The 22,849-nt window shown below is 59.3% G+C and carries 20 protein-coding genes and 3 tRNA genes; 7 read left to right on the forward strand and 16 right to left on the reverse strand.

The window, feature by feature from the left end:
• Positions 1-2 precede the first annotated feature (2 nt).
• Together BHD08_RS08905 and BHD08_RS08910 are read right to left on the reverse strand one after the other, a co-directional pair.
• Positions 3-764 carry a sulfite exporter TauE/SafE family protein gene (locus BHD08_RS08905; protein ID WP_015277088.1) on the reverse strand — a complete coding sequence of 254 codons (762 nt, stop codon included), beginning with the start codon at positions 762-764 and terminating at the stop codon, positions 3-5.
• 7 nt (positions 765-771) lie between these two features.
• On the reverse strand, positions 772-1,488 hold the full coding sequence (locus BHD08_RS08910) for a FadR/GntR family transcriptional regulator (RefSeq protein ID WP_125021636.1): 717 nt from the start codon (positions 1,486-1,488) through the stop codon (positions 772-774).
• A gap of 362 nt (positions 1,489-1,850) precedes the next feature.
• On the opposite strand from BHD08_RS08910, the gene BHD08_RS08915 reads away from it, so the two are divergent.
• Positions 1,851-3,278 (forward strand): hypothetical protein, encoded by a 1,428-nt coding sequence (locus BHD08_RS08915; protein WP_125021638.1) that lies wholly within the window; start codon positions 1,851-1,853, stop codon positions 3,276-3,278.
• 151 nt (positions 3,279-3,429) lie between these two features.
• Here BHD08_RS08915 and BHD08_RS08920 read toward each other — a convergent pair.
• The 3 genes from BHD08_RS08920 to BHD08_RS08930 all read right to left on the reverse strand — a co-directional run bounded on the left by BHD08_RS08920 (position 3,430) and on the right by BHD08_RS08930 (position 3,750).
• A tRNA-Leu gene (locus BHD08_RS08920) sits at positions 3,430-3,514 on the reverse strand.
• Between the two features lie 51 nt (positions 3,515-3,565).
• Positions 3,566-3,641, reverse strand: a tRNA-His gene (locus tag BHD08_RS08925).
• A 32-nt stretch (positions 3,642-3,673) separates the two neighbouring features.
• Positions 3,674-3,750: transfer RNA gene (locus BHD08_RS08930), tRNA-Arg, on the reverse strand.
• A 273-nt stretch (positions 3,751-4,023) separates the two neighbouring features.
• On the opposite strand from BHD08_RS08930, the gene folD reads away from it, so the two are divergent.
• Positions 4,024-4,878 carry a bifunctional methylenetetrahydrofolate dehydrogenase/methenyltetrahydrofolate cyclohydrolase FolD gene (folD, locus tag BHD08_RS08935; RefSeq protein ID WP_125021640.1) on the forward strand — a complete coding sequence of 285 codons (855 nt, stop codon included), beginning with the start codon at positions 4,024-4,026 and terminating at the stop codon, positions 4,876-4,878.
• Positions 4,879-4,936: 58 nt separating this feature from the next.
• Here the strand turns inward: folD and cysS are convergent, their stop codons facing one another.
• Together cysS and BHD08_RS08945 are read right to left on the reverse strand one after the other, a co-directional pair.
• Positions 4,937-6,322: a cysteine--tRNA ligase gene (gene cysS, locus BHD08_RS08940; protein WP_125021642.1), complete on the reverse strand. Its 1,386-nt coding sequence runs from the start codon at positions 6,320-6,322 to the stop codon at positions 4,937-4,939.
• Positions 6,322-7,989: a glutamine--tRNA ligase/YqeY domain fusion protein gene (locus BHD08_RS08945; RefSeq protein ID WP_125021644.1), complete on the reverse strand. Its 1,668-nt coding sequence runs from the start codon at positions 7,987-7,989 to the stop codon at positions 6,322-6,324. The genes cysS and BHD08_RS08945 overlap by 1 nt, the downstream gene beginning before the upstream one ends.
• A 203-nt stretch (positions 7,990-8,192) precedes the next feature.
• On the opposite strand from BHD08_RS08945, the gene BHD08_RS08950 reads away from it, so the two are divergent.
• The gene (locus BHD08_RS08950; RefSeq protein ID WP_015277094.1) at positions 8,193-8,687 is read left to right on the forward strand and encodes a peptidylprolyl isomerase; all 495 of its coding nucleotides are present in this window, start codon (positions 8,193-8,195) and stop codon (positions 8,685-8,687) included.
• 6 nt (positions 8,688-8,693) lie between these two features.
• Positions 8,694-9,416, forward strand: a complete 723-nt coding sequence (gene lpxH, locus BHD08_RS08955) for a UDP-2,3-diacylglucosamine diphosphatase (protein ID WP_125021646.1) — start codon at positions 8,694-8,696, stop codon at positions 9,414-9,416.
• On the opposite strand, the gene BHD08_RS08960 is transcribed toward lpxH, so the two are convergent.
• On the reverse strand, positions 9,413-10,018 hold the full coding sequence (locus BHD08_RS08960) for a tRNA-(ms[2]io[6]A)-hydroxylase (protein WP_125022222.1): 606 nt from the start codon (positions 10,016-10,018) through the stop codon (positions 9,413-9,415). The genes lpxH and BHD08_RS08960 overlap by 4 nt on opposite strands.
• Positions 10,019-10,195: 177 nt before the next feature.
• Here BHD08_RS08960 and BHD08_RS08965 point away from each other — a divergent pair, with 177 nt between their 5' ends.
• Positions 10,196-11,056 (forward strand): universal stress protein, encoded by an 861-nt coding sequence (locus tag BHD08_RS08965; protein WP_125021648.1) that lies wholly within the window; start codon positions 10,196-10,198, stop codon positions 11,054-11,056.
• 33 nt (positions 11,057-11,089) lie between these two features.
• On the opposite strand, the gene BHD08_RS08970 is transcribed toward BHD08_RS08965, so the two are convergent.
• Positions 11,090-11,566, reverse strand: a complete 477-nt coding sequence (locus tag BHD08_RS08970) for a DUF1289 domain-containing protein (protein ID WP_125021650.1) — start codon at positions 11,564-11,566, stop codon at positions 11,090-11,092.
• Between the two features lie 406 nt (positions 11,567-11,972).
• On the opposite strand from BHD08_RS08970, the gene acnB reads away from it, so the two are divergent.
• Positions 11,973-14,582: a bifunctional aconitate hydratase 2/2-methylisocitrate dehydratase gene (gene acnB, locus BHD08_RS08975; protein WP_041756636.1), complete on the forward strand. Its 2,610-nt coding sequence runs from the start codon at positions 11,973-11,975 to the stop codon at positions 14,580-14,582.
• A gap of 278 nt (positions 14,583-14,860) precedes the next feature.
• On the opposite strand, the gene BHD08_RS08980 is transcribed toward acnB, so the two are convergent.
• From BHD08_RS08980 to ppsA, 7 genes are all read right to left on the reverse strand, one after another.
• Complete coding sequence (locus BHD08_RS08980) at positions 14,861-15,853, reverse strand: OmpA family protein (RefSeq protein ID WP_125021652.1); 993 nt, start codon at positions 15,851-15,853, stop codon at positions 14,861-14,863.
• A 99-nt stretch (positions 15,854-15,952) separates the two neighbouring features.
• Positions 15,953-16,543, reverse strand: a complete 591-nt coding sequence (gene sigX / locus BHD08_RS08985; RefSeq protein WP_125021654.1) for an RNA polymerase sigma factor SigX — start codon at positions 16,541-16,543, stop codon at positions 15,953-15,955.
• Between the two features lie 84 nt (positions 16,544-16,627).
• On the reverse strand, positions 16,628-17,452 hold the full coding sequence (locus BHD08_RS08990; protein WP_015277101.1) for a mechanosensitive ion channel domain-containing protein: 825 nt from the start codon (positions 17,450-17,452) through the stop codon (positions 16,628-16,630).
• A 2-nt stretch (positions 17,453-17,454) separates the two neighbouring features.
• Positions 17,455-17,697 (reverse strand): hypothetical protein, encoded by a 243-nt coding sequence (locus BHD08_RS08995; protein WP_015277102.1) that lies wholly within the window; start codon positions 17,695-17,697, stop codon positions 17,455-17,457.
• Between the two features lie 56 nt (positions 17,698-17,753).
• Positions 17,754-18,749: a zinc transporter ZntB gene (locus BHD08_RS09000; protein WP_125021656.1), complete on the reverse strand. Its 996-nt coding sequence runs from the start codon at positions 18,747-18,749 to the stop codon at positions 17,754-17,756.
• A gap of 83 nt (positions 18,750-18,832) precedes the next feature.
• On the reverse strand, positions 18,833-19,321 hold the full coding sequence (gene rraA, locus BHD08_RS09005) for a ribonuclease E activity regulator RraA (protein ID WP_125021658.1): 489 nt from the start codon (positions 19,319-19,321) through the stop codon (positions 18,833-18,835).
• A 165-nt stretch (positions 19,322-19,486) separates the two neighbouring features.
• The gene (gene ppsA, locus BHD08_RS09010) at positions 19,487-21,856 is read right to left on the reverse strand and encodes a phosphoenolpyruvate synthase (protein ID WP_015277105.1); all 2,370 of its coding nucleotides are present in this window, start codon (positions 21,854-21,856) and stop codon (positions 19,487-19,489) included.
• Positions 21,857-22,010: 154 nt separating this feature from the next.
• Here ppsA and BHD08_RS09020 point away from each other — a divergent pair, with 154 nt between their 5' ends.
• Positions 22,011-22,829 (forward strand): pyruvate, water dikinase regulatory protein, encoded by an 819-nt coding sequence (locus tag BHD08_RS09020; protein ID WP_015277106.1) that lies wholly within the window; start codon positions 22,011-22,013, stop codon positions 22,827-22,829.
• Positions 22,830-22,849 lie beyond the last annotated feature (20 nt).

The raw sequence follows: 22,849 nt of genomic DNA on the forward strand, positions 1-22,849 counted from the left end.
CTTCAACTGCGGAAAAAGAGCACTGTCATAACTGACCCGGTGACGATCACAACGGCGCGAACGAGGCTCGAAGGAAGCCGTCGACCGACACGTGCCATGACATAACCGCCGACGGTTGCCGCCAGCATCATCACCAACGCCTCGCGCCACAGAATGGCACCGCCGAATGCATATACCGACACCGCGATCGCGGTCAGCACTGACGACACCAGATTCTTGAGCCCCTGCATCGAGTTGATATCCCGGTGACCGAGCAAGCTGAACGCAGCGAGCAGCACGATGCCAAGACCTCCATTGAAGTAGCCGCCGTATACGCTGACAACCGCCAGGGTGAAACCCTGCACCATTGCATTCGCTTCACTCTCGGTCGAATCGCGCTTGAACCTGCGCAGCAACCATGGCCCGAAGGCGAACAGCAACGTCGCGACAAGCAGTAGCCAGGGAACGATCGCACGGAACACATCATCGGGGGTGGTCAGCAGCAACGCCGCCCCTGCGGCACCGCCGCCCAGGCTGATGGCAACGAGTGCACCCATAGATAGCGTCGCAGGCGGCCGCAGGTCCTCTCGATAGCCCCAGGTGCTTGCAAAATAGCCAGGTAAAAGCGCGAGCGTCCCTGAAGCATTCGCCGCCACAGCAGGCACGCCGGCATAAACCAATGCCGGGAACGTGAAAAAACTGCCGCCACCGGCAATCGCGTTCAGCCCGCCACCAAGAAAAGCGGCAACCAGCAGAATTGCCCACGTCGTGATCGAATGATCCATGAAAGTGCTACTCCGTTGCGTCCGGGTTACGAGAATCAATTGCCAGAGTGCTGGCTAGCGCCTCAAGCGCCGGGCTCAATAGCTCGCTGGCCGCGATGGCCGCCTGCTCCGGGTAACCGCGGGCTATGGCGTCATAGACGGCCGCGTGTGCTGCATAGGTAGGTTCCGGGAGCTGTTGTTCACCCTCCGTCTTGGCGATGGTGTTCTGCAGGCCCGCCCAGAAGAACTGATACATCTCAAGCAGCGTGGCGTTATGGCTGGCGCGAACGATGCTCAGATGAAAATCGGCATCTCTTTCTACGAACGCCTCGAGTGAGGCCTCATCGCTCCAAGTCCCCCGCGCCCCGAGAGCATCATGTATCGCTCGCAGGTCCTCATCCGTGCGTCGCGATGCTGCCAGGCGCGCGGCTTCGACCTCCAGCGCACGTCGAACTTCGAGCTGGTCATGCAGCGCGGCGTGATCAAGGCTCTGGAGCAACCCAGACGGGTCTCGACTGGAGAGCACGAACGTCCCCGCACCCTGGCGGACTTCCAGCACCCCGGTATGGACCAGCGCCCGCACCGCCTCTCTGACGGTGTTTCTGCCAACGCCTAAGGAGTCGCTGAGCTGGCTTTCGGTAGGAATTCGCATACCCGGCAACCATTCGCCGGCATTGATCTGCGATCGCATTTGCTCGATTACCTGCTCAACAAGCGAAGAGCGCGAGGTGTACTGCAGCGACATTATTGTTAATCCCTCAAATTCATCCCATGTTTCAATCATAGGATGAATTTAATACGTTATACAACTCGACGCTCAAACCGGGCCTTTCGCTATTAGCAGTACGTAAATCAATGGCTGCGGTGAACCGCAGGACAACCGCGCGCTTATCGGAGGTGCAATGGCCGCCGCCAGCTGGCGGCGGCCTGACAACCATTCACGAATGCGGCGAGCAATTGCTTCAACCTCTGCATGTAGATCGCCGCGAGGTAGCTCGTGCTAAAAGCCTTCCTCGACAAAGCCATCAGCCCAGAAGCCCGTCAGCTAAGCGTACCTGCTAGCGAAGCTTGGTAAGCTGGCCGCGTTCTACTCTCATTGGGGGTTCCGTGTTCTCTCTCAAGCGCAAAGGTGATTTCCGCCTGCAGCTGACCCGTACGCTGAAGCAGCCTGGACGGCACAAGATTGAGCTGTATCTGTTCACCCCGCACGAGAGCAACCTGTCGGCCTGGACCCTGTCGGAAGAACAGTTTTTCTTTACCACCCTGACGCACAGTTTCGGGCTGCTTGGCATGCCGTCGAAGGACCGCATCAGCAAGGCTGACCAATCCTTCGTGCTGCTCTCACCGCACTACGAAATCATGTATGGCTCCTGGTTCTTCCAGTACCAGGCCTCGATGGAGCGGCTGCGCCAGCAGATGCTCACGTCCGGGGCTGTGGCAGAGCCCGTAGCGCGTGCCCTGCGACTCAGCCAGAACTTTGCGCAACGCCTGCGCAAATCCAGCCCGAAGCAGAGCAATCAGCAGCGCTACTTCCGTCAGATGGACATCTATTTCTCGTGGCATGCCGAGCAATTCCTCTTGGAAAGCATGAGCCTCGAGAGCTACGCGACCCTCGACGAAGAGCTCAAGCAATCGGTGGCGGAGTTCCTGCGCCAGGAACGCAGATATCGCAAGGAGCGTGAGTACCTGAGCGACTTCCACGGAACCCCGACACGCATATGGAATCGCATGGCGCTGTACCACCGGCTGCTGGAGTATCCGGTAATGTTGCGCGCAAAGATCACGGAGCTGGGGGCCGGCACACACAAGCTGGTCAAGGCGATGTCGACGATGCTGATCATGTCGATTTTCACCTACTTCCTGTTCAATGCGCGCGACGCCAGCGAGAAACTCTCGCTCACTCTTCTGCTGGTAATCGCGCTGGTCTATGCCGTCCGTGATCTGCTGCGCGACGACATGATCACCGCCATCACCCGCAGGCTGCGCAAAGGCAAGCCGCGCTGGAAGGTTCGTCTGTTGATGCCCTACACCGGTAAGTTGCTTGCGCTGCAACGGGTCTGGCTCGACTACCGCAAGCTGCCCGATCTGCCGCCGTTGGTTCGGGAACACTCAGGCAAGTGGGCCACCAACGAGGAACGGCAGATCATCTGCTATCGCGTGCTGCTGACTCTGGACAAGGCAGCACTGGAGCACGACCAGATTCGAGAGCGACTCACGCTGGATTGCGAACAGCTTTGCGCGATGATCCAGGCGAGCCACAACAAGCTGTTTGTCCAGGCCGAAGGCGATGATTCCGCTGGTGACGACAGCAAAGGTTTAGTCCAGGCCCACCCCATCGAGAAGCAACACGACTACAACCTGCTGCTGCTGCACACCAATCCTGGCGAGCACTTCCCAGCAGCCCAGCGCTGGCGCCTGAGGCTTGGCACCAACGGCATTGTGCAATGCGAAAGCAAGAAGGCCCACTGGCCTGAACCACCAGAGCTGCAACGCTCCGCATGGTATCGACTGAGCCGCCTATGGCGACGAGGGTGAACCCATGCCGCCCTACTGACTCTGCCATTGAGCACGCAGACGACGGCGGGATAGGTAGTCTCACGCATCAAAACAGCAGACACAAAAAAGCCCCTATCACGGGGCTTTCAGCGATTTTCGATTCTTCTTACAGAGTCTCGAAATCATGTGATGGTGCGGACGGAGAGACTCGAACTCTCACACCTTACGGCGCCAGAACCTAAATCTGGTGTGTCTACCAATTTCACCACGTCCGCCAAGCAGGCTTAAACGAAAACGCCAGGCAGTGCCTGGCGTTTTCGGGAATATGGGGTGGACGAAGGGGATCGAACCCTCGACACCAGGAGCCACAATCCTGTGCTCTACCAACTGAGCTACGCCCACCATATTGCATTTGCTTGTGCCAGAGCCCGTAATGGCGCACCCGGCAGGACTCGAACCTGCGACCATCCGCTTAGAAGGCGGATGCTCTATCCAGCTGAGCTACGGGCGCTTTATCTGCATTCTGTTCGGAGCGCAGACTTGAAGCTCCGGCCATTGAAGAAGTTACCCTCTTCGAAAGCCATCTTACCCAGCAGCAGGCTGTGCTCGACAAGCGGGGCGAATGTTATAGAGGCTCAAAACAGTCGTCAACAGCAAATTTAAAAAAATTTCAGTTAGATAAAGGAGTTACAGGTGCTGGTAGCTGCTTCGCCTTTGCCACATCGCCGCGACATGCGAGAATACGCGCCCTTTCCAAGTCCTCTCCTATGGTTAACCAAGCGTCATGACCGCAAAACTGATCGACGGTAAAACGATTGCTGCCAACATTCGCCAACAGATCTCCGGTCGTGTTGCCGAACGCCGCGCCCAAGGGCTCCGCGCACCTGGCCTCGCCGTGATCCTGGTAGGCAGCGACCCCGCCTCCCAGGTCTACGTGGCACACAAGCGCAAGGATTGCGAGGAGGTGGGTTTCAACTCGGTTGCCCATGACCTGCCGAGCGATACTCGCCAAGAGGACCTGCTCGCCCTGATCGATCAGCTCAATGGCGATGCCTCCATCGATGGCATTCTTGTGCAGCTACCGCTGCCCAAGCACCTCGACGCGTCTCAGTTGCTCGAGCGGATCCGCCCCGACAAGGACGTGGATGGATTCCACCCCTACAACGTCGGCCGCCTGGCCCAACGCATGCCGCTGCTGCGTCCTTGCACCCCGAAGGGGATCATGACGCTGCTGGAAAGCACGGGGGTCGACCTGCACGGCCTGGACGCAGTAGTCGTGGGCGCCTCCAACATCGTCGGCCGACCGATGGCGCTGGAGCTCCTGCTAGCCGGTTGCACCACCACCGTGACTCATCGCTTTACCCATAACCTGGCCGAGCATGTCCAGCGTGCCGACCTGGTCGTGGTCGCCACCGGCATCACCGGGCTGGTCAAGGGCGAATGGATCAAGCCCGGCGCGATCGTCATCGATGTGGGCATCAACCGCCAGGCCGACGGGCGCCTGCTGGGTGATGTGGAGTTCGGGCCAGCCAGCGAACGCGCTGCCTGGATCACCCCTGTCCCGGGTGGCGTCGGCCCGATGACCCGCGCCTGCCTACTCGAAAATACGTTGCATGCAGCCGAACACCTGCACGGCTGATACCCAGAGCTGAAGCAAGAACGGCGCCTTTCGGTGCCGTTTTTGATTACGTCGTTCCTTATTCAGCCAGACGCCAGGTCGTACCGCCTTTTCCATCCTCCAGCACCACACCCATCGCGGTGAGCTGGTCGCGGATGCGATCGGATTCGGCCCAGTTCTTTTCAGCTCGAGCTGTGAGGCGCGCAGCGATCAGTGCCTCGACTTCAGCTGCATCGACCTTTCCCGCCGCGCCAGCTTGCAGGAAGGCTTCAGGCTCGAGCTGCAACACGCCCAATACGCTAGCCAATTCCTTGAGGCGCGCGGCCAGCTGCGCAGCCGCGGTCGGATCAGACTCACGCAGGCGATTGACCTCACGGATCATATCGAACAGCACTGCGCAGGCTTCAGGCGAGTTGAAGTCATCATCCATCGCCGTAGCGAAGCGAGCGACGAACTCGTCACCACCTGCAGGCGCTACATTCGGCAGACCCTTGAGGCCGTTGTAGAAGCGTTCCAGCGCGCTCTTCGCTTCGCGCAGACTGTCTTCCGAGTAGTTGATCGGACTGCGGTAGTGACTGGACACCAGCAGATAGCGCACCACCTCCGGGTGATATTTTTCCAGCACCTCGCGGATGGTGAAGAAGTTGCCCAGGCTCTTGGACATCTTCTCGCCATCGACACGCACCGCGCCGGCGTGCATCCAAGCGTTGGCGTACTGCTTGCCGGTGGCCGCTTCGCTCTGCGCGATCTCATTTTCGTGGTGCGGGAACACCAGATCCGGACCGCCACCATGAATGTCGAACGTCTCACCCAGGCAGCAGGTCGACATCACCGAGCACTCGATATGCCAGCCCGGGCGCCCGGCACCCCACGGCGAACTCCAGCTCGGCTCGCCCGGTTTGGCGCCCTTCCACAGCACGAAATCCAGCGGATCTTGCTTGGCCTCATCGATCTCGATGCGCGCGCCGATTTTCAGGTCCTCGATCTTGCGCCGCGACAGCTTGCCGTAACCGACGAACTTGCCGACACGGTAATAGACATCGCCGTTGCCCGGCGCGTAGGCGAAGCCCTTGTCGATCAGTGTCTGGATCATCTGGTGCATGCCAGCGATGTGATCAGTAGCGCGCGGCTCGATATCAGGACGCAACACGTTGAGGCGCGTCTCGTCCTCGTGCATGGCGGCGATCATGCGCTCGACCAGGGCCTGGAACGGCTCGCCGTTCTCGCCGGCACGGCGAATGATCTTGTCGTCGATGTCGGTGATATTGCGCACGTAGGTCACGTCATAACCTCGGTGGCGCAACCAGCGAGTCACTACATCGAACGCGACCATCACCCGCGCATGCCCGATATGGCAGAAGTCATAGACCGTCATGCCGCAGACATACATGCGCACCTTGTTGCCTTCCAATGGGCGGAAGGCTTCCTTGGTCTTGGTCAGGGTATTGTAGATCGACAGCGCCATCATTGACCCCAGGAGTCACGCAGCGTGACGGTGCGGTTGAACACTGGTGCGCCCGGCTTGCTGTCCTTCAGGTCGGCACAGAAATAGCCTTCACGCTCGAACTGGAAGCGCTCTTCCGGTTCGGCGTTAGCAAGTGAAGGCTCGGCACGGCAACCCTTGAGCACTACCAGCGACTCGGGGTTGATATTGTCGAGGAAGCTACCGCCCTCCTCGTCCTTCTCCGGATTAGCCGAGCGGAACAGGCGGTCGTACAGGCGCACCTCGCACTCCACGCTCTCGGCAGCCGGTACCCAGTGGATCACGCCTTTGACCTTGCGGCCCTCGGGGTTCTTACCCAGGGTGTTGTCGTCATACGAGCAGCGCAGCTCGACGATATTGCCCGCCTCGTCTTTCACGGCCTCGTCGGCGCGGATTACGTAACTGCCGCGCAGGCGGACTTCACCGCCCGGGATGAGGCGCTTGAATCCGGCCGGTGGGACTTCTTCGAAGTCACTTGCGTCAATATAGATCTCGCGACTGAACGGCAGCACCCGCACGCCCATGTCCTGCTTCGGATGACGCGGCAGCTCGAGGTTCTCGACCTGACCTTCCGGGTAGTTGGTGATCACCACCTTGAGCGGCTTGAGCACGCACATCGCACGCGCTGCGTTGGCGTCCAGGTCCTCACGAATCGCGAACTCCAGCATACCGATGTCGACCACACCACCAGCACGGTTAACGCCGATCATGTCGCAGAAGTTACGGATCGACGCCGGGGTGTAGCCGCGGCGCCGGAAGCCGGAGAGCGTCGACATCCGCGGATCGTCCCAACCACTCACATGCTTCTCATCGACCAGCTGCTTGAGCTTGCGCTTGCTGGTGATGGTGTAATTCAGATTGAGGCGAGCGAATTCGTACTGACGCGGCTGCGCTGGCACCGGCAGGTTGGCCAGGAACCATTCGTACAGCGGGCGATGATCCTCGAATTCCAGCGTGCAGATTGAATGCGTAATGCCTTCGATGGCATCCGACTGACCATGGGTGAAATCGTAGCTGGGATAGATGCACCACTTGTCGCCGGTCTGGTGGTGGTGCGCATGACGGATGCGATAAAGGATCGGATCACGCAGGTTCATGTTCGGTGAAGCCATGTCGATCTTCGCCCGCAGCGCGCGCGCGCCGTCCGGAAATTCGCCCGCCTTCATGCGCGCAAACAAATCGAGGTTTTCTTCGACGGAGCGCTCGCGGAACGGGCTGTTCCTACCTGGCTCGGTCAGGCTGCCGCGGTACTCGCGCGCCTGCTCGGGGGTCAGATCGCAAACGTAAGCCTTGCCAGCCTTGATCAGGTGGATTGCCCACTCGTGCAGCTGATCGAAATAATTGGAGGCATAGCGCTCCTCGCCAGCCCACTGGAACCCCAGCCACTCGACGTCACTCTTGATCGCGTCGATGTATTCCTGATCTTCCTTGGCCGGATTGGTGTCATCGAAGCGCAGATTGCACTCGCCGCCGAACTCTTTCGCCAGGCCGAAGTTCAGGCAGATCGACTTCGCATGGCCAATATGCAGGTAGCCGTTGGGCTCTGGCGGGAAACGAGTGACGATCTTGGCGTGCTTGCCGGAGTCCAGGTCGGACTGGACGATCGGGCGGAGAAAGTTGCTAGCGGCGGGAGTCTCGGGCTTGCTCATGATGTCCTTAACGATCAGCGAGTGCGGCTCAGGGTAGGCCGACCAAATCAAAGCGCTTATCATAGCGGACCCGTCAACCCCCTGACAGAGCAATGCGCCCAGGCGGCACTGCCATCAGCCATTGGCGGCACTCGGTATCGACGACCCCTTGCAGCGGCCTGCCCTGCACTTGGCCAGCCCAACGAAAACGGAACCTCTCCCCGATGATCAAACTGCACACCAACTACGGCGTCATCACCGTCAACCTGTTCGAAGACAAAGCTCCGGAAACCACCGCCAACTTCAAGGAATACGTGAAGAGCGGCCACTACGACGGCACCATTTTCCACCGCGTGATCAGCAACTTCATGATCCAGGGTGGCGGCTTCGAGCCTGGCATGAAACAAAAAACCACTCGCGCGCCAATCAAGAACGAGGCCAACAACGGCCTGTCGAACAAGACCGGCACCCTGGCCATGGCTCGCACCATGGAGCCGCACTCCGCTTCCGCACAGTTCTTCATCAACGTGAAGGACAACGACTTCCTCGACCATAGCGCGCCGACCGTTCAAGGCTGGGGTTATGCGGTGTTCGGTGAAGTGACCGAAGGCATGGACGTGGTCGAGAAGATCAAGGCCGTGGCGACCACCATGAAGTCCGGCCATCAGGACGTTCCAGTGGAAGATGTGGTAATCGAGAAAGCCGAAATCGTCGAGTAACAGCGAGTGATCCTGCTGATTTCGGATCTGCATCTGGAAGAGGAACGCCCGGATATTTCCCGGGCGTTTCTGCATTTTCTCGAAACACGCGCCTGCCAGGCCGAAGCGCTGTACATCCTCGGCGACTTTTTCGAGGTCTGGATCGGCGACGATGCAATGACACCCTTTCAGCGCTCAATCGCGCAGGCCATGCGTAGCTTGAGCGGGGGCGGCACGCGCATCTATCTGATGCACGGCAATCGAGACTTCATGCTGGGCAAGAGCTTCTGCCGCGCAGCGGGCTGCACGCTGCTGGCCGACCCGAGCGTGGTCGAGCTTAACGGTGAGCGCGTCCTGCTGATGCACGGCGACAGCCTGTGCAGCCGCGACGAGGGTTACATGCGCCTGCGGCGCTTGCTGCGCAACCCGTTCAGTTTGTTCGTTCTGCGCAATCTACCGCTGTCCACACGCCGAAAACTGGCGCGCAAGCTGCGCAATGAAAGCCGCACCCAGACCCGCATGAAGGCCAGCGACATCATCGATGTCACCCCGGAGCTGATCCCGCGTGTGCTGGCAGAATATCGCGTGCGAATATTGATCCATGGTCACACCCATCGTCCGGCGACGCATGACCTGGTAGTAAACGGCCAGACCGCCCAACGTATCGTGTTAGGCGACTGGGACCGACAGGGATGGGCGCTCCAGGTGGACGAAAGCGGCTTCCATCAGGCGCCGTTCGAGCTGAGCTAAGCGCTCAGCGGCACGCCGCTGTGAAAACGGAACTCATCATCCGGGCTTTCGATGAGCTCGCGCTCACGCTCACGCACCCGGATGATCGTGGCGTCCACATCCGCTGGTTCACCGTACTGGTAGGCCAACTTCAAGTAATCCTGGAAATGGCGCGCCTCCGATTTGAGCAGGCCGTGATAGAACTTGCCTAGCTCCTCGTCAAGATGCGGAACCAACATGGCGAAACGCTCGCAGGAACGCGCCTCTATGAAAGCGCCAATCACCAGAGTATCGGTCAACCGATACGGCTCGTGGTTGCGCACCAGCTCGCGCAGGCCAGCCGCATAGCGAGACGAGCCCACATTGCGCAGCGGGATTTCGCGTCGACGAACGATTGCCAGCACCTGCTCGAAATGACGCAGCTCCTCCCGTGCCAGGCGCGACATCTTGTTCTGCAGGTCGGGCTTGTCTACGTAGCGGAACATCAACTGGAACGCTGCCCCCGCAGCCTTCTTTTCGCAGTTGCCATGGTCGATCAGCATTACATCCTGATTCCGCAACGCCGCGCCCACCCATGCCGCGGGTGTAGCGCAACCGAGAAAATCATTCAGATCAGGAAGCATGTCGAACCCTGCATATTCAGGAACAAAATAAGCGGGCAGGCGCATGGCACCGCTCCGCGTCGGGCGGGCATTATACGAATGCCGCGCGGAGCATCCAGCCTTGCTTGACGTACATCACGGCTGACATCCCAGGCTTGTCTATAGTTGACCAACCCGCATCTGGAAATGGAGCCGATCATGCAAGCCATTCGCTGCATCCTCGTGGTAATTGACCCGAACCAGCCACAAGAGCTGGCACTGAAACGCGCCCGCTTGATCTCGAGCGTCAGTCAGTCCCGCCTGCATCTGCTGACATGCGATGCAAAGCATGATCACAGCGCTCATCTGGCCGCACTGCGCGAACAGCTCGAGAGCGACGGACACCAAGTCAGTACACAACAAGCGTGGCACGACAGCATTCACCAAACGATCATCACCGTGCAGCAGGCTGAAGGCTGTGGATTGGTCGTCAAGCAGCACGTGCCGGACAACCCGCTCAAGCGGGCTCTGCTCACTCCGGAAGACTGGAAGCTGCTGCGCTACTGCCCCTGCCCGGTGCTCATGGTTAAAACCGCGAATCCGTGGACCGGGGGTAGCATCCTCGCCGCGGTAGACGTCGGCAATTCCGATCTGGAACACCGCACCCTGCATGCGACGATCGTCAATCATGGCTTCGAAATCGCCAGCCTCGCTGATGGCAAGCTGCACGTAATCAGCGCTCATCCCTCGGCGATGCTCTCGGCTGCCGACCCAGCGTTCCAGCTAAAGGAAACCATCGAAGCGCGGTACCGTGAGGCCTGCAAGCAATTCCAGGAAGAGTTCGATATTCCGGACGCTCAGCTACATATCGAGGAAGGCCCGGCAGATGCGCTGATTCCCCGCGTCTGCCACCAGCTCAAGGCAGTCGTCACGGTCATAGGCACTGTCGCCCGCACCGGTTTCTCGGGCGCCCTGATGGGCAATACTGCCGAAGTGGTGCTCGATACGCTGGAAAGCGACGTGCTGGTGCTGAAGCCCGACGACATCATCGACCATCTCGAAGATCTGGTCCGCCACTGAGCCCACGAGCGAAGCCCCTGACGGGGCCTCGCTTCAAACCCTGAGATCCATGCCTTCCAGAAGAAAGCGTGGCGCGATGTACCGCTCGTAATGGGCCTCGGAGAGCAAAAAGAACTCCTGATCGATGGCGTCTCGCAACTCCGGAAGCGGCCAGTCACGGAACTCCGGCAATAGCGCAACGCCATATGCCTCGAGTTGCTGAATGACGCGGGCACCGCGAGCGATCAGCTGGTAGGCCCAACAATACGGCGACTGCTCCGCGACGAAGCGAACCCGCCTGCTCTCAAGTTGCTGGCGCAACAGCGAGGCATCGAAGACCTCGAGTTTGGCAGCCATGACCTGCGCCAGCAGGATTTCCAGCCGCCGCCAGACCGCGCGCTTTTCCTCCTCGTCATACGCATTCCAGTTCACGACCTCGTGATGAAAGCGCTTGCACCCGCGGCAGACGATATCGCCGTAAACCGTTGAGCACAGACCGATGCAGGGAGTTTTGATGCGCTGTGTGGACATAAGCGAAACAGGTCGTGGCGGGCCGAGCATCTTAGACTTTTGTCCTAGCACGGTCATCCATGTAAATGATCAGAACGTCTTCACATCACCTCGAGCCCGCGTCGGACGGGGCTGCAGCCTTACGCATAGGCGATCCCGTCACTCCCCGCCCGAGCGGCGCGACCGGCAGGCGACTTAACTTTTTGGCCTGTTTCCAGTAGTATCGGCCCGCCGTTTTTGGCGCCACATTCCATACGAAGCTGTTTTCAAAGCGTCACGAGCACAGTTGAACCGGCTGCGTGCCGGATGCGCAGATTTGCCTTTCCCCCTGCCCATCCGGCCTCGCCCGCCCGGCGTAAAACTTTGAAAACAGCTTCCGGATGCGCGTCCCGAAACACCCAAGGGACCAATGATGAGGGTAAAAACTGTGCTTGAAGCCTATCGCAAACACGTAGAAGAGCGTGCCGCCCAGGGCGTCGTGCCCCAGCCGCTGAACGCCGAGCAAACCGCAGGTCTGGTCGAGCTGCTGAAGAACCCACCGGCCGGCGAAGAAGAATTCCTCGTTGATCTGATCACCAACCGCGTCCCTGCTGGCGTCGACGAAGCCGCCTACGTCAAGGCCGGTTTCCTGTCCGCCCTGGCCAAAGGTGAAACCTCCTCGCCGCTGCTGAGCAAGCAGCGCGCCGTCGAGCTGCTGGGCACCATGCAGGGCGGCTACAACATTTCCACCCTGGTCGAACTGCTGGACAGCGCCGAGCTGGGCGCAGTTGCCGCCGAGCAGCTGAAGCACACCCTGCTGATGTTCGATGCCTTCCACGACGTAGCCGAGAAAGCAAAAGCTGGCAACGAGCACGCCAAGGCCGTAATGCAGTCCTGGGCCGAGGGTGAGTGGTTCACCAATCGTCCAGCTGTTGCCGAAAAAGTTTCCCTGTCGGTATTCAAGGTCACTGGCGAAACCAACACCGACGACCTGTCGCCTGCGCCGGATGCCTGGTCGCGCCCTGACATTCCGCTGCACGCCCTGGCCATGCTGAAAATGGCTCGCGACGGCATCAACCCGGACGTACCCGGCTCCGTCGGCCCGATCAAGCAGATGGAAGAACTGAAAGCCAAGGGCTTCCCGGTTGCTTACGTCGGCGACGTGGTCGGCACCGGTTCCTCGCGCAAGTCGGCCACCAACTCCGTACTGTGGTTCTTCGGTGACGACATCCCGAACGTCCCGAACAAGCGCGCCGGTGGCTTCTGCTTCGGAACCAAGATCGCTCCGATCTTCTACAACACCATGGAAGACGCCGGCGCCCTGCCGATCGAATTTGATTGCAGCAACCTGGCCATGGGCGACGTGATCGACGTTTATCCCTACGCTGGCAAGGTTTGCAAGCACGGCACCGATGAAGTCATCACCACCTTCGAACTGAAAACCGACGTACTGCTGGACGAAGTCCGTGCAGGCGGTCGTATCCCGCTGATCATTGGCCGCGGCCTGACCGAAAAGGCTCGCGCCGAGATGGGTCTGGCTCCGTCCACTCTGTTCAAGAAGCCGGAAGCGCCGGCAGACAGCGGCAAGGGTTTCACCCTCGCACAGAAGATGGTCGGTCGCGCCTGCGGTCTGCCGGAAGGCAAAGGCGTCCGTCCGGGCACCTATTGCGAGCCGAAGATGACCACCGTGGGCTCCCAGGACACCACTGGCCCGATGACCCGCGACGAGCTGAAGGACCTGGCTTGCCTGGGCTTCTCCGCCGACCTGGTCATGCAGTCGTTCTGCCACACCGCTGCCTATCCGAAGCCGATCGACGTCAACACCCACCACACCCTGCCGGACTTCATCATGAACCGCAGCGGCGTGTCCCTGCGTCCCGGCGACGGCATCATCCACAGCTGGCTGAACCGCATGCTGCTGCCGGATACCGTTGGTACCGGTGGTGACTCGCACACCCGCTTCCCGATCGGCATCTCCTTCCCGGCTGGTTCCGGCCTGGTCGCCTTCGCTGCCGCCACTGGCGTCATGCCGCTGGACATGCCGGAATCCGTACTGGTGCGCTTCAAGGGTCAGATGCAACCTGGCATCACCCTGCGTGACCTGGTTCACGCCATCCCCTACTACGCCATTCAGCAGGGCCTGCTGACCGTCGAGAAGAAAGGCAAGAAGAACATCTTCTCTGGTCGCATTCTCGAGATCGAAGGCCTGAATCAGCTGACCGTCGAGCAGGCTTTCGAGCTGTCCGATGCGTCCGCCGAGCGTTCGGCTGCTGGCTGCACCATCAAGCTGCCGGAAGATTCGATCGCCGAGTACCTGAAGTCGAACATCACCATGCTGCGCTGGATGATCAGCGAAGGTTATGGCGATGCCCGCACCCTGGAGCGCCGCGCTCAGGCGATGGAAGCCTGGCTGGCCGATCCGAAGCTGCTGGAAGCAGACAAGGACGCCGAATACGCTGCAGTAATCGAAATCGACCTGGCCGAAGTGAAAGAGCCCGTGCTCTGCGCACCGAACGACCCGGACGATGCCCGCCTGCTGTCCACCGTTGCTGGCGAGAAGATCGACGAAGTCTTCATCGGTTCCTGCATGACCAACATCGGTCACTTCCGTGCTGCCGGCAAGCTGCTGGACAAGGTCAAGGGCGGCATCCCGACCCGTCTGTGGCTGGCCCCGCCGACCAAGATGGACGCTCACCAGCTGACCGAGGAAGGCTACTACGGCATCTACGGCAAGGCCGGTGCACGCATGGAAATGCCAGGCTGCTCGCTGTGCATGGGTAACCAGGCTCGCGTTCAGACCGGTTCTACCGTGGTTTCCACCTCGACCCGTAACTTCCCGAACCGCCTCGGGGACGCCACCAACGTCTACCTGGCATCGGCTGAGCTGGCTGCAGTTGCCTCGATCATTGGCAAGCTGCCGACCGTCGCGGAGTACATGGAATACGCGAAGAACATCGACAGCATGGCTGCCGATATCTATCGCTACCTGTCCTTCGACCAGATCGCCGAATTCCGTGACGCCGCGGAGAAGGCCAAGATCAAGGTCGTCGAAGTCTGATGACGCGTTAAAGCAATGAAAAAACCCCGCTTCGGCGGGGTTTTTTATGCATGCTTTTCGCTTATGCCTGACTACGCCAGATCACCAAACAAGCCAGAGCTGCCCATGTGATCAACAGCATGCCGGCCGACACATTCGTCAGCGAAGCATTCGGTCGTTTACTGCAACACCTTCAACCCGAACCCCGCAAGAACATTACGCTCAGCAAGGGAACCGCTTTTCTCCGGACAAAGAAAAGCCCGGACTAGCCGGGCTCTTCCAGGAGTAGCTGACTCGGATTACTGAACCTGAGCTTCTACTTCAGCCTCAACGCGACGGTTGATCTGACGACCTTCCTCGGTAGAGTTGTCAGCAACTGGACGGGACTCACCGTAACCTACGGAGTTCACGCGGCCACCCTCAACGCCGTACTCATTGACCAGAACGTTACGCACGGCTTCGGCGCGACGCTCGGACAGACGCTGGTTGTACTGATCGGTACCAACCGAGTCGGTGTGACCTTCAACGGTAGTGCTGGTCTGCGGGTACTGCTGCATGAAGTCAGCGAGGTTTTTGATATCGCTGTAGCTTTCTTCACGAACGCGCGACTTGTCGAAGTCGAACTTGACGTCCAGTTCAACACGTACCAGTTCCGGAGCCGGCTCTGGCTCAGTGTCGACGATCGGAGCCGGTGCCGGCTCTGGAGTCGGCTCAACCGCTGCCACCTGACGCGCGCCGCCACCAAAGTTCAGGCCGACACCAACGCCAGCCATCCACTCGGCTTCATCCGCATCGATGTTGTACATGCCGTCGACGCTCGCCTTGGCGAAGAAGTTCTCGGTGAAGTAGTACTTCAGGCCGGTACCAACGTTAGCGAAGGTGCTGCGATCGCGACCACCACGGTCAGCCTGACCGATGCTCTGGTGTGCAACGCCAGCGGAGACGTAAGGACGCAGGCCAACACCTGGCGCGCCGAAATGGTAAGCGGCATCGAGGGAGGTCAGACTGCCCTTGATGTTCTTGTGGCCGCCATCAACGCCGACCGGATCCTTGGAGGTCAGGTCGTGGTATTCGCCATAGGAAAGACCCAGCGAAACATCGTCGGTCAGGAAGTAGCTCACGCCAGCGCCGTAGAGCTCGCCGTCACGCTGAACGTCACGCGAGCTATCGGTGAAGTAGTGCTTACCGAACGCTTCCACCTCTACGGCACCCTGTCCTTGGGCCAGCGCGCTGAGAGAAGTGGCGGCAACCATCGAACCGATAACGACGCCTAAGGTGTTTTTAAGTTTCATCCGTAAATCCCCATCTGGTGGTTAGAATCAGAACAATCTAAGGAAACCGGCTGTCTGTATGCCCAAGCTGTTCGCAAGGTATAAGACAAGTTTCCGGAATTAAGTTTCAGCTGTATCGGAAAATTTTTCGCGAAGCTTATCGAGCGCACGCTTGTAGCGCATCTTCGTTGCGCTTAGACCCATGTGCATGATATCGGCTATTTCCTGAAACTCGAGCTCAGCAACAAAACGCAACACCAATATTTCCCGATCAATCGGATTCACATGTATCAGCCAACGGTCAAGCCCGGTCTTTTCTTCGATTTTCGGGGCTTTTTCATCTGAAGCCTCTTCAAGCGGATCCAGACTAAGCGCATCAAGCAGACGTCTCTTTCGACGCTCCTTGCGATATTGAGTAATACATTCGTTATAAGTGATGCTGTATAGCCATGTTTTAAACTTCGACTTGCCTTCAAAGTTTTTCAAGCCATAAAGAACCTTGAGCATCACCTCCTGACAAACATCGTCGGCGTCCCGCTCGTTTCCCAAATAACGCGCGCACACATTAAACAAAGTGCGCTGATAACGACGCATCAGCTCTTCATAAGCGCGCGTTATATGAAACAGCTCGACATGCGCGTGCTGCACCAGCTCTTCGTCGGTGAGCTGGCGAGGGTCGTAGCGCGATATGGACGATGGGGTTTTAGTCAAGACGCTTCGAGCCGGCAGTCAAAGTCACGGCCGCCATACATGGAAACCGGAAAAAAGGCGACGTACTTTACCAGAATCACATGGCTACCGGCTGCCCACTCGCTGCTCTAGGAGAACTTTATTGGCGACCGAAGCCAGCTCTCCATCGTCGGTCAGTAACAACGTTTTGACCGTACCAATCTCTTCAATCTGGCCTTCCAGATCACCAAGACTGACACGCTGCCCCACCTCGTATAGTTCGCGAACATAGATACCCGCCAGTATCTGCGCGACAAGCTCTCGACTGCCGAGACCAAAAGCCAGCGCCACGGCCAGGCCGACCGTAATCAACACGATGGCGATAACGTAGTTGAGAAGCTCTGTCTTGACCTCTAGCTGTCCGATCGCGACGGAAATGCTGATGATGATCACCAGCCCCTGCGCCATTCGTGCCAGGCCGTTTGCGTAGTCCAGCCCGACGCTTTCTGCGGCGCCACGAACCAGGCCGCTGAGCAACTGCGCCAACAGCACACCAGCCAGCAGAATCAAAGCTGCGCCGAATACCTTGGGTACGTAGAGCGCAAGCATATCCAGCGTTGCTGACACACGCTCCAGGCCCAGGGACTCGGCCGCCGAAACCAGGAAAATGAGCAGCACAAACCAGTACACCACCTTGCCGATCAGGGCCGAGACTGGAATACGTATTCCTGCTCGACCGAGCAGCTTGGTAAGACCAGTGCCCGCCATCAACCGATCCAACCCTACCTTGGCGAGCACCTTAGAGAGCAGCGTATCGAGCAGTTTGGCCACCACAAAGCCCAGCAATACCACGACCAGGGCGCCGAAAAGCCGGGGGATGAAGCCTGCGACAGAAGCCCACAGCGAACTCATCGCTGCCAGAAGACTTTGGGTCCAGGGATCGAATTCCATGATCAGTCAGCCTTATCGAATGAACGGTTGGAGGTTTCTCGACGAGAGACGGGAGCGAGATGCCCCTTGCCGCTATTGACGGCCATCATCAACGCTTGCAGCCAATGCCCGATCAGCGCGAAAAGGTCACCTGCGCCGACTTGGCGGTTGGCCGTTTTGAGAACGCGACCCAGGCAAGCATCGTCGTCATGGACAGAAGGCTTGTTAAGCAGGTCGCGCAAGGATTCTTCGAAGGGATCGCGCATGCAAACCTCGCTAAAGTATGTCGGCTAGACGGCTTGTGACCGGGCAGGAGTCACATTCAAACCCAACGCAGCCGACGCAGGATCCACCACTGAAGGAGCGCAACACCGCCGATCAGCACGCAGGCCACGACGAATCCATACGGGAAATCGGCGCCGGGGATGCCCCCGACATTGATCCCGAGCAACCCGGTCAGAAAGCTCAGCGGCAGGAAAAAGCCGGTAATGATAGCAAGCAGGTACATGGTGCGGTTCATTCGCTCGCTGAGCCTGCGGTGCTCCGACTCGAGCACAAGGTTTATCCGCTCACGAACCATATCGAGCTCTTCCAGATAGCGGGTTAGCCGGTTGCTCAGCTCATTCCAGTACTCGGTATCGTCCTCGGCGAACCAGCTCAGCCGATGGCGCGTCAGCTGTCCGTAAAGCTCTCGCTGGGGCAGCAGGAAGCGACGCAGCCCTGCCGCCTGCCGGCGCAGGGAGAGCATCGAATCGTGCTCCGGCGTATAGCGCTCGTTACTTTCAAGCGCCTCCTCTTCGTCGTCGATTCGCTCACCCAGCTGCATGACCAGATCGTCTACGCGGTCCGTCATCGCCTCAGCCAGATAAAGAAGAAGCTCGGACGCCGACTTCGGCCCCCTACCCTCCGTCAGTAACCGAATGACCACTTCAGTTGAGCGCAGCGGTCTCAGCCGAAGGGAGATGACCCGCTGCCGATCGGCGAAGACGCGCACGGAAACCATGTCCTCCGGCTCCGCGTCGGGATTCAGGTTCACCCCGCGCAAAAACAGCAGCAGCTCTTCATGTGGAAGCGTCAGCATGCGCGGCCGCGTGTTTTCCTCGAGCAGAACGTCACAGGCGAAAGGACTGAGCCCGCTGTGCCTACGTAGCCACTCATGCGCCTGCGGTTGCCCACGATCCCAGTGCAACCAGATGCTCTCGCAAGCGGCAAGCTGCAGCTCGGCCAGATCGCTGTAACCGACCTGCCGCGCACCACCGCTGCCATCTAAAACGAAGGCATGGATCAACCCGCACTGGTCGTTTTCGGTTTCCCGCATTTATCCGTTCCGTCGTTGCTCATGAAAAGCCCGGCATCGCCGGGCTCAAGGGTAATGACTGACGCAGCCGTTTACGCGGCCTTCTACTCCGGCATCGACAGCGGCTCAGGCGATACGATGATGCCGTTGTTATCGGCATACACGTACTCGCCCGGGCGAAACGTCACGCCACAGAAGGTCACCGGAACATTGAGATCACCGATGCCGCGCTTGTCGGTTTTCATCGGATGACTGGCCAGCGCCTGAACGCCAAGCTCGGTCTGCGCGAGGACATCGACATCCCGCACACAGCCATAAATGACCAGACCTTCCCAGCCGTTGCGTGCCGCTTTCTCTGCAAGCATGTCGCCCAGCAAGGCGCGACGGAGCGAGCCGCCACCATCGACCACCAGCACCTTGCCGGTGCCGTCGACATCAACCTGATCCTTGACCAGGGAATTGTCCTCGAAGCATTTGATGGTCACGATCTCACCACCAAAGGAATCGCGGCCACCGAAGTTGCTGAACAGCGGTTCGACGACTTGCACGAGTTCCGGATAGGCGTCGCACAGATCAGGCGTGACGTATTGCATGGGAAGCTCCTTCTGCTTGGAAATTACGGCGACATCCAGCGTACAGCCATATAGGCGCGCATATTAGCCGCTGAACGCCCTAGGCGGAACGAAATCGCTGGAATGACGATTATCAGCACCAACAAAAACGGGGCTGACGCCCCGTTTTTGTTACCAACTCAACCGTTAGATCTCACGGTCGGCGAGGAAGAACCAGGTGTCGAGAACCGAATCCGGGTTGAGGGATACGCTCTCGATGCCCTGCTCCATCAGCCACTTGGCCAAGTCAGGGTGATCCGATGGTCCCTGACCACAGATACCGATGTACTTGCCGGCCTTGTTGCAGGCCTGGATGGCGTTGGCGAGCAGCTTCTTCACCGCCGGGTTACGTTCGTCGAACAGGTGGGCGATGATGCCGGAGTCGCGGTCCAGACCCAGGGTCAGCTGAGTCATGTCGTTCGAGCCGATGGAGAAACCATCGAAGAACTCCAGGAACTCATCCGCCAGCAGAGCGTTGGACGGCAGCTCGCACATCATGATGACGCGCAGGCCATTCTCGCCACGCTTGAGGCCGTACTTCGCCAACAGATCGATGACCTGCGAGGCTTCGCCCAGGGTGCGCACGAAGGGAACCATCAGCTCGACGTTGGTCAGACCCATGACGTCGCGGACCTTCTTCATCGCGCGGCATTCGAGCTCGAAGCAGTCGCGGAACGAGTCACTGATGTAACGCGAGGCACCGCGGAAGCCCAGCATCGGGTTTTCTTCTTCCGGCTCGTACAGCTTGCCGCCGATCAGGTTGGCGTATTCGTTGGACTTGAAGTCCGACAGGCGCACGATGACCTTCTTCGGCCAGAAGGCGGCTGCCAGGGTACTTACGCCCTCGACCAGCTTCTCGACGTAGAAATTGACGGGATCGTCGTAGCCTGCAATGCGCTTCTCGACGCTGCTCTTCACATCGGCTGGCAGGCCTTCGAAGTTCAGCAGCGCCTTGGGGTGCACGCCGATCATGCGGTTGATGATGAACTCGAGACGCGCCAGGCCGACGCCTTCGTTCGGCAGATGCGCGAAGTCGAAGGCACGGTCAGGATTGCCGACGTTCATCATGATCTTGAACGGCAGTTCCGGCATGGCGTCGATGGAGTTCTGGCGAATGTCGAAGCCCAGCTCACCATCGAAGATCAGGCCGGTGTCGCCTTCGGCGCAGGAAACGGTCACGCGCTGGCCGTCTTTCAGCAGCTCGGTAGCATTACCGCAACCCACCACAGCGGGAATGCCCAGTTCGCGGGCGATGATCGCCGCATGGCAAGTACGCCCGCCACGGTTGGTGACGATGGCGCTGGCGCGCTTCATCACCGGCTCCCAATCCGGGTCGGTCATGTCGGAAACCAGCACGTCGCCCGGCTGGACCTTGTCCATTTCGCTGACGTCGTGGATGACCTTGACCGGGCCAGCGCCGATGCGTTGACCGATGGCACGGCCTTCGACCAGCACGGTGCCTTTTTCCTTCAGCAGGTAGCGCTCCATGACATTGGCGCTGCTGCGGCTCTTAACGGTTTCCGGACGCGCCTGGACGATATACAGCTGGTTGTCATCGCCATCTTTGGCCCATTCGATGTCCATCGGACGACCGTAGTGCTTCTCGATGGTCATCGCCTGCTTGGCGAGGTTGGTCACTTCTTCGTCCGTCAGGCAGAAGCGCATGCGATCGGCCTGGTCGACATCGACAGTCTTGACCGACTTGCCGGCACTGGCTTCAGCGCCGTAGACCATCTTGATCGCCTTGCTGCCCAGGTTGCGGCGCAGGATGGCGGGACGGCCGGCTTCCAGAGTGTGCTTGTGCACGTAGAATTCGTCCGGATTGACCGCGCCCTGAACGACGGTCTCACCCAGGCCGTAGGCACCGGTGATGAACACCACGTCACGGAAGCCGGATTCGGTATCCAGCGTGAACATGACACCAGCGGTGCCGGTTTCCGAACGCACCATGCGCTGCACACCGGCAGACAGGGCGACCAGCTTGTGATCGAAGCCCTGGTGCACGCGGTAAGCAATGGCACGGTCATTGAACAGCGAGGCGAACACTTCCTTGGTCGCGCGGATCACGTTGTCCACGCCGCGGATGTTGAGGAAGGTTTCCTGCTGACCGGCGAACGAAGCATCCGGCAGGTCTTCTGCGGTAGCCGAGGAACGCACCGCGACTGCCATGTTGTCATTGCCGCCGGACATTTCCGCGAAGGCGGTGCGGATATCGGCATCCAGTTGCGGCGGGAACTGTGCTTCCATCACCCAACCGCGAATCTGCGCGCCGGCTTTGGCAAGGGCGTTGACGTCATCCACGTCCAGCGCATCGAGAAGCGCATGGATCTGCTCATTGAGACCGCTGAGCTCCATGAAATCACGATAGGCCTGGGCCGTAGTGGCGAAACCGCCAGGCACCGAAACACCCGCGCCCGCGAGGTTGCTGATCATCTCGCCGAGGGAGGCGTTCTTGCCCCCTACACGCTCAACGTCATGATTGCCGAGCTTATCGAGGGAAACTACGTACTCTACCAAGGTGATCTCTCCACATTAGTGTTGGAAACTCAACCGGGGCCTGGCCGCACGACTGTGGCCCGACCCTGCAAAATAAGTAACAATGCCCGTCAACCGGGCTCGGCGAAGGGCCTACTATAGCTGGGAACCGTTCTCGACTTAAGGCCCAAGGCACATGAAACGAACTGCTTTCTTCATTTCGGACGGCACAGGCATCACCGCAGAAACCCTGGGCCAGAGTCTTCTGGCACAGTTCGAGAACATAACCTTCACGAAACTGACCCGCCCGTACATAGACACCGCGGAAAAAGCGCGGGCCATGGTACAGCAAATCAATAATGCCGCGGAAAAGGACGGTGGCCGGCCGATCATCTTCGACACGCTGGTTAACCAGGAAATCCGTGACATTCTGGCCGAATCCAATGGCTTCATGATCGACATCTTCTCTTCGTTCCTTGCTCCGCTGGAACATGAGCTGATGTCACGTTCCTCGTATTCCGTTGGTAAATCCCACTCCATCAGCCACAACGCCAACTACATGGAGCGTATCGACGCGGTCAACTTCGCGCTCGATAACGACGATGGCGCCCGCACCCGCTATTACGACAAGGCCGACCTGATCCTCGTCGGCGTTTCCCGCTGCGGCAAGACGCCTACTTGTCTGTACATGGCGATGCAGTACGGCATCCGCGCCGCCAACTACCCGCTGACCGAGGACGACATGGAGCGCCTGCAGCTGCCCAGCGTGCTCAAGGAGTACAAGGACAAGCTGTTCGGCCTGACCATTGATCCCGACCGCCTGGCTGCCATTCGCCACGAGCGTAAACCCAACAGTCGTTACGCCAGTTTCGCCCAGTGCGAGTTCGAAGTTCGCGAAGTGGAAAATCTCTTCCGCCGCGAGAACATCAACTACATCAACTCGACCCATTTCTCTGTCGAGGAAATCTCCGCAAAGATCCTCGTGGAGAAAGGCGTCGAGCGTCGACTCAAATAACCGCCGCTTCGCTAGACAAC

Source organism: Pseudomonas sp. SCT, assembly GCF_003864275.1.
Taxonomy (GTDB): Bacteria; Pseudomonadota; Gammaproteobacteria; order Pseudomonadales; family Pseudomonadaceae; genus Stutzerimonas; species Stutzerimonas stutzeri_AE.

Bases quoted from the DNA above. Each gene is read 5' to 3' on its own strand.
- BHD08_RS08905 (WP_015277088.1), bottom strand. From the start codon at position 764: ATGGATCATTCGATCACGACGTGGGCAATTCTGCTGGTTGCCGCTTTT.
- BHD08_RS08910 (WP_125021636.1), bottom strand. From the start codon at position 1,488: ATGTCGCTGCAGTACACCTCGCGCTCTTCGCTTGTTGAGCAGGTAATC.
- folD (WP_125021640.1), top strand. From the start codon at position 4,024: ATGACCGCAAAACTGATCGACGGTAAAACGATTGCTGCCAACATTCGC.
- cysS (WP_125021642.1), bottom strand. From the start codon at position 6,322: ATGGCGCTGTCGATCTACAATACCCTGACCAAGACCAAGGAAGCCTTC.
- BHD08_RS08945 (WP_125021644.1), bottom strand. From the start codon at position 7,989: ATGAGCAAGCCCGAGACTCCCGCCGCTAGCAACTTTCTCCGCCCGATC.
- BHD08_RS08950 (WP_015277094.1), top strand. From the start codon at position 8,193: ATGATCAAACTGCACACCAACTACGGCGTCATCACCGTCAACCTGTTC.
- BHD08_RS08960 (WP_125022222.1), bottom strand. From the start codon at position 10,018: ATGCTTCCTGATCTGAATGATTTTCTCGGTTGCGCTACACCCGCGGCA.
- BHD08_RS08965 (WP_125021648.1), top strand. From the start codon at position 10,196: ATGCAAGCCATTCGCTGCATCCTCGTGGTAATTGACCCGAACCAGCCA.
- BHD08_RS08970 (WP_125021650.1), bottom strand. From the start codon at position 11,566: ATGTCCACACAGCGCATCAAAACTCCCTGCATCGGTCTGTGCTCAACG.
- BHD08_RS08980 (WP_125021652.1), bottom strand. From the start codon at position 15,853: ATGAAACTTAAAAACACCTTAGGCGTCGTTATCGGTTCGATGGTTGCC.
- BHD08_RS08990 (WP_015277101.1), bottom strand. From the start codon at position 17,452: ATGGAATTCGATCCCTGGACCCAAAGTCTTCTGGCAGCGATGAGTTCG.
- BHD08_RS08995 (WP_015277102.1), bottom strand. From the start codon at position 17,697: ATGCGCGATCCCTTCGAAGAATCCTTGCGCGACCTGCTTAACAAGCCT.
- BHD08_RS09000 (WP_125021656.1), bottom strand. From the start codon at position 18,749: ATGCGGGAAACCGAAAACGACCAGTGCGGGTTGATCCATGCCTTCGTT.
- rraA (WP_125021658.1), bottom strand. From the start codon at position 19,321: ATGCAATACGTCACGCCTGATCTGTGCGACGCCTATCCGGAACTCGTG.
- BHD08_RS09020 (WP_015277106.1), top strand. From the start codon at position 22,011: ATGAAACGAACTGCTTTCTTCATTTCGGACGGCACAGGCATCACCGCA.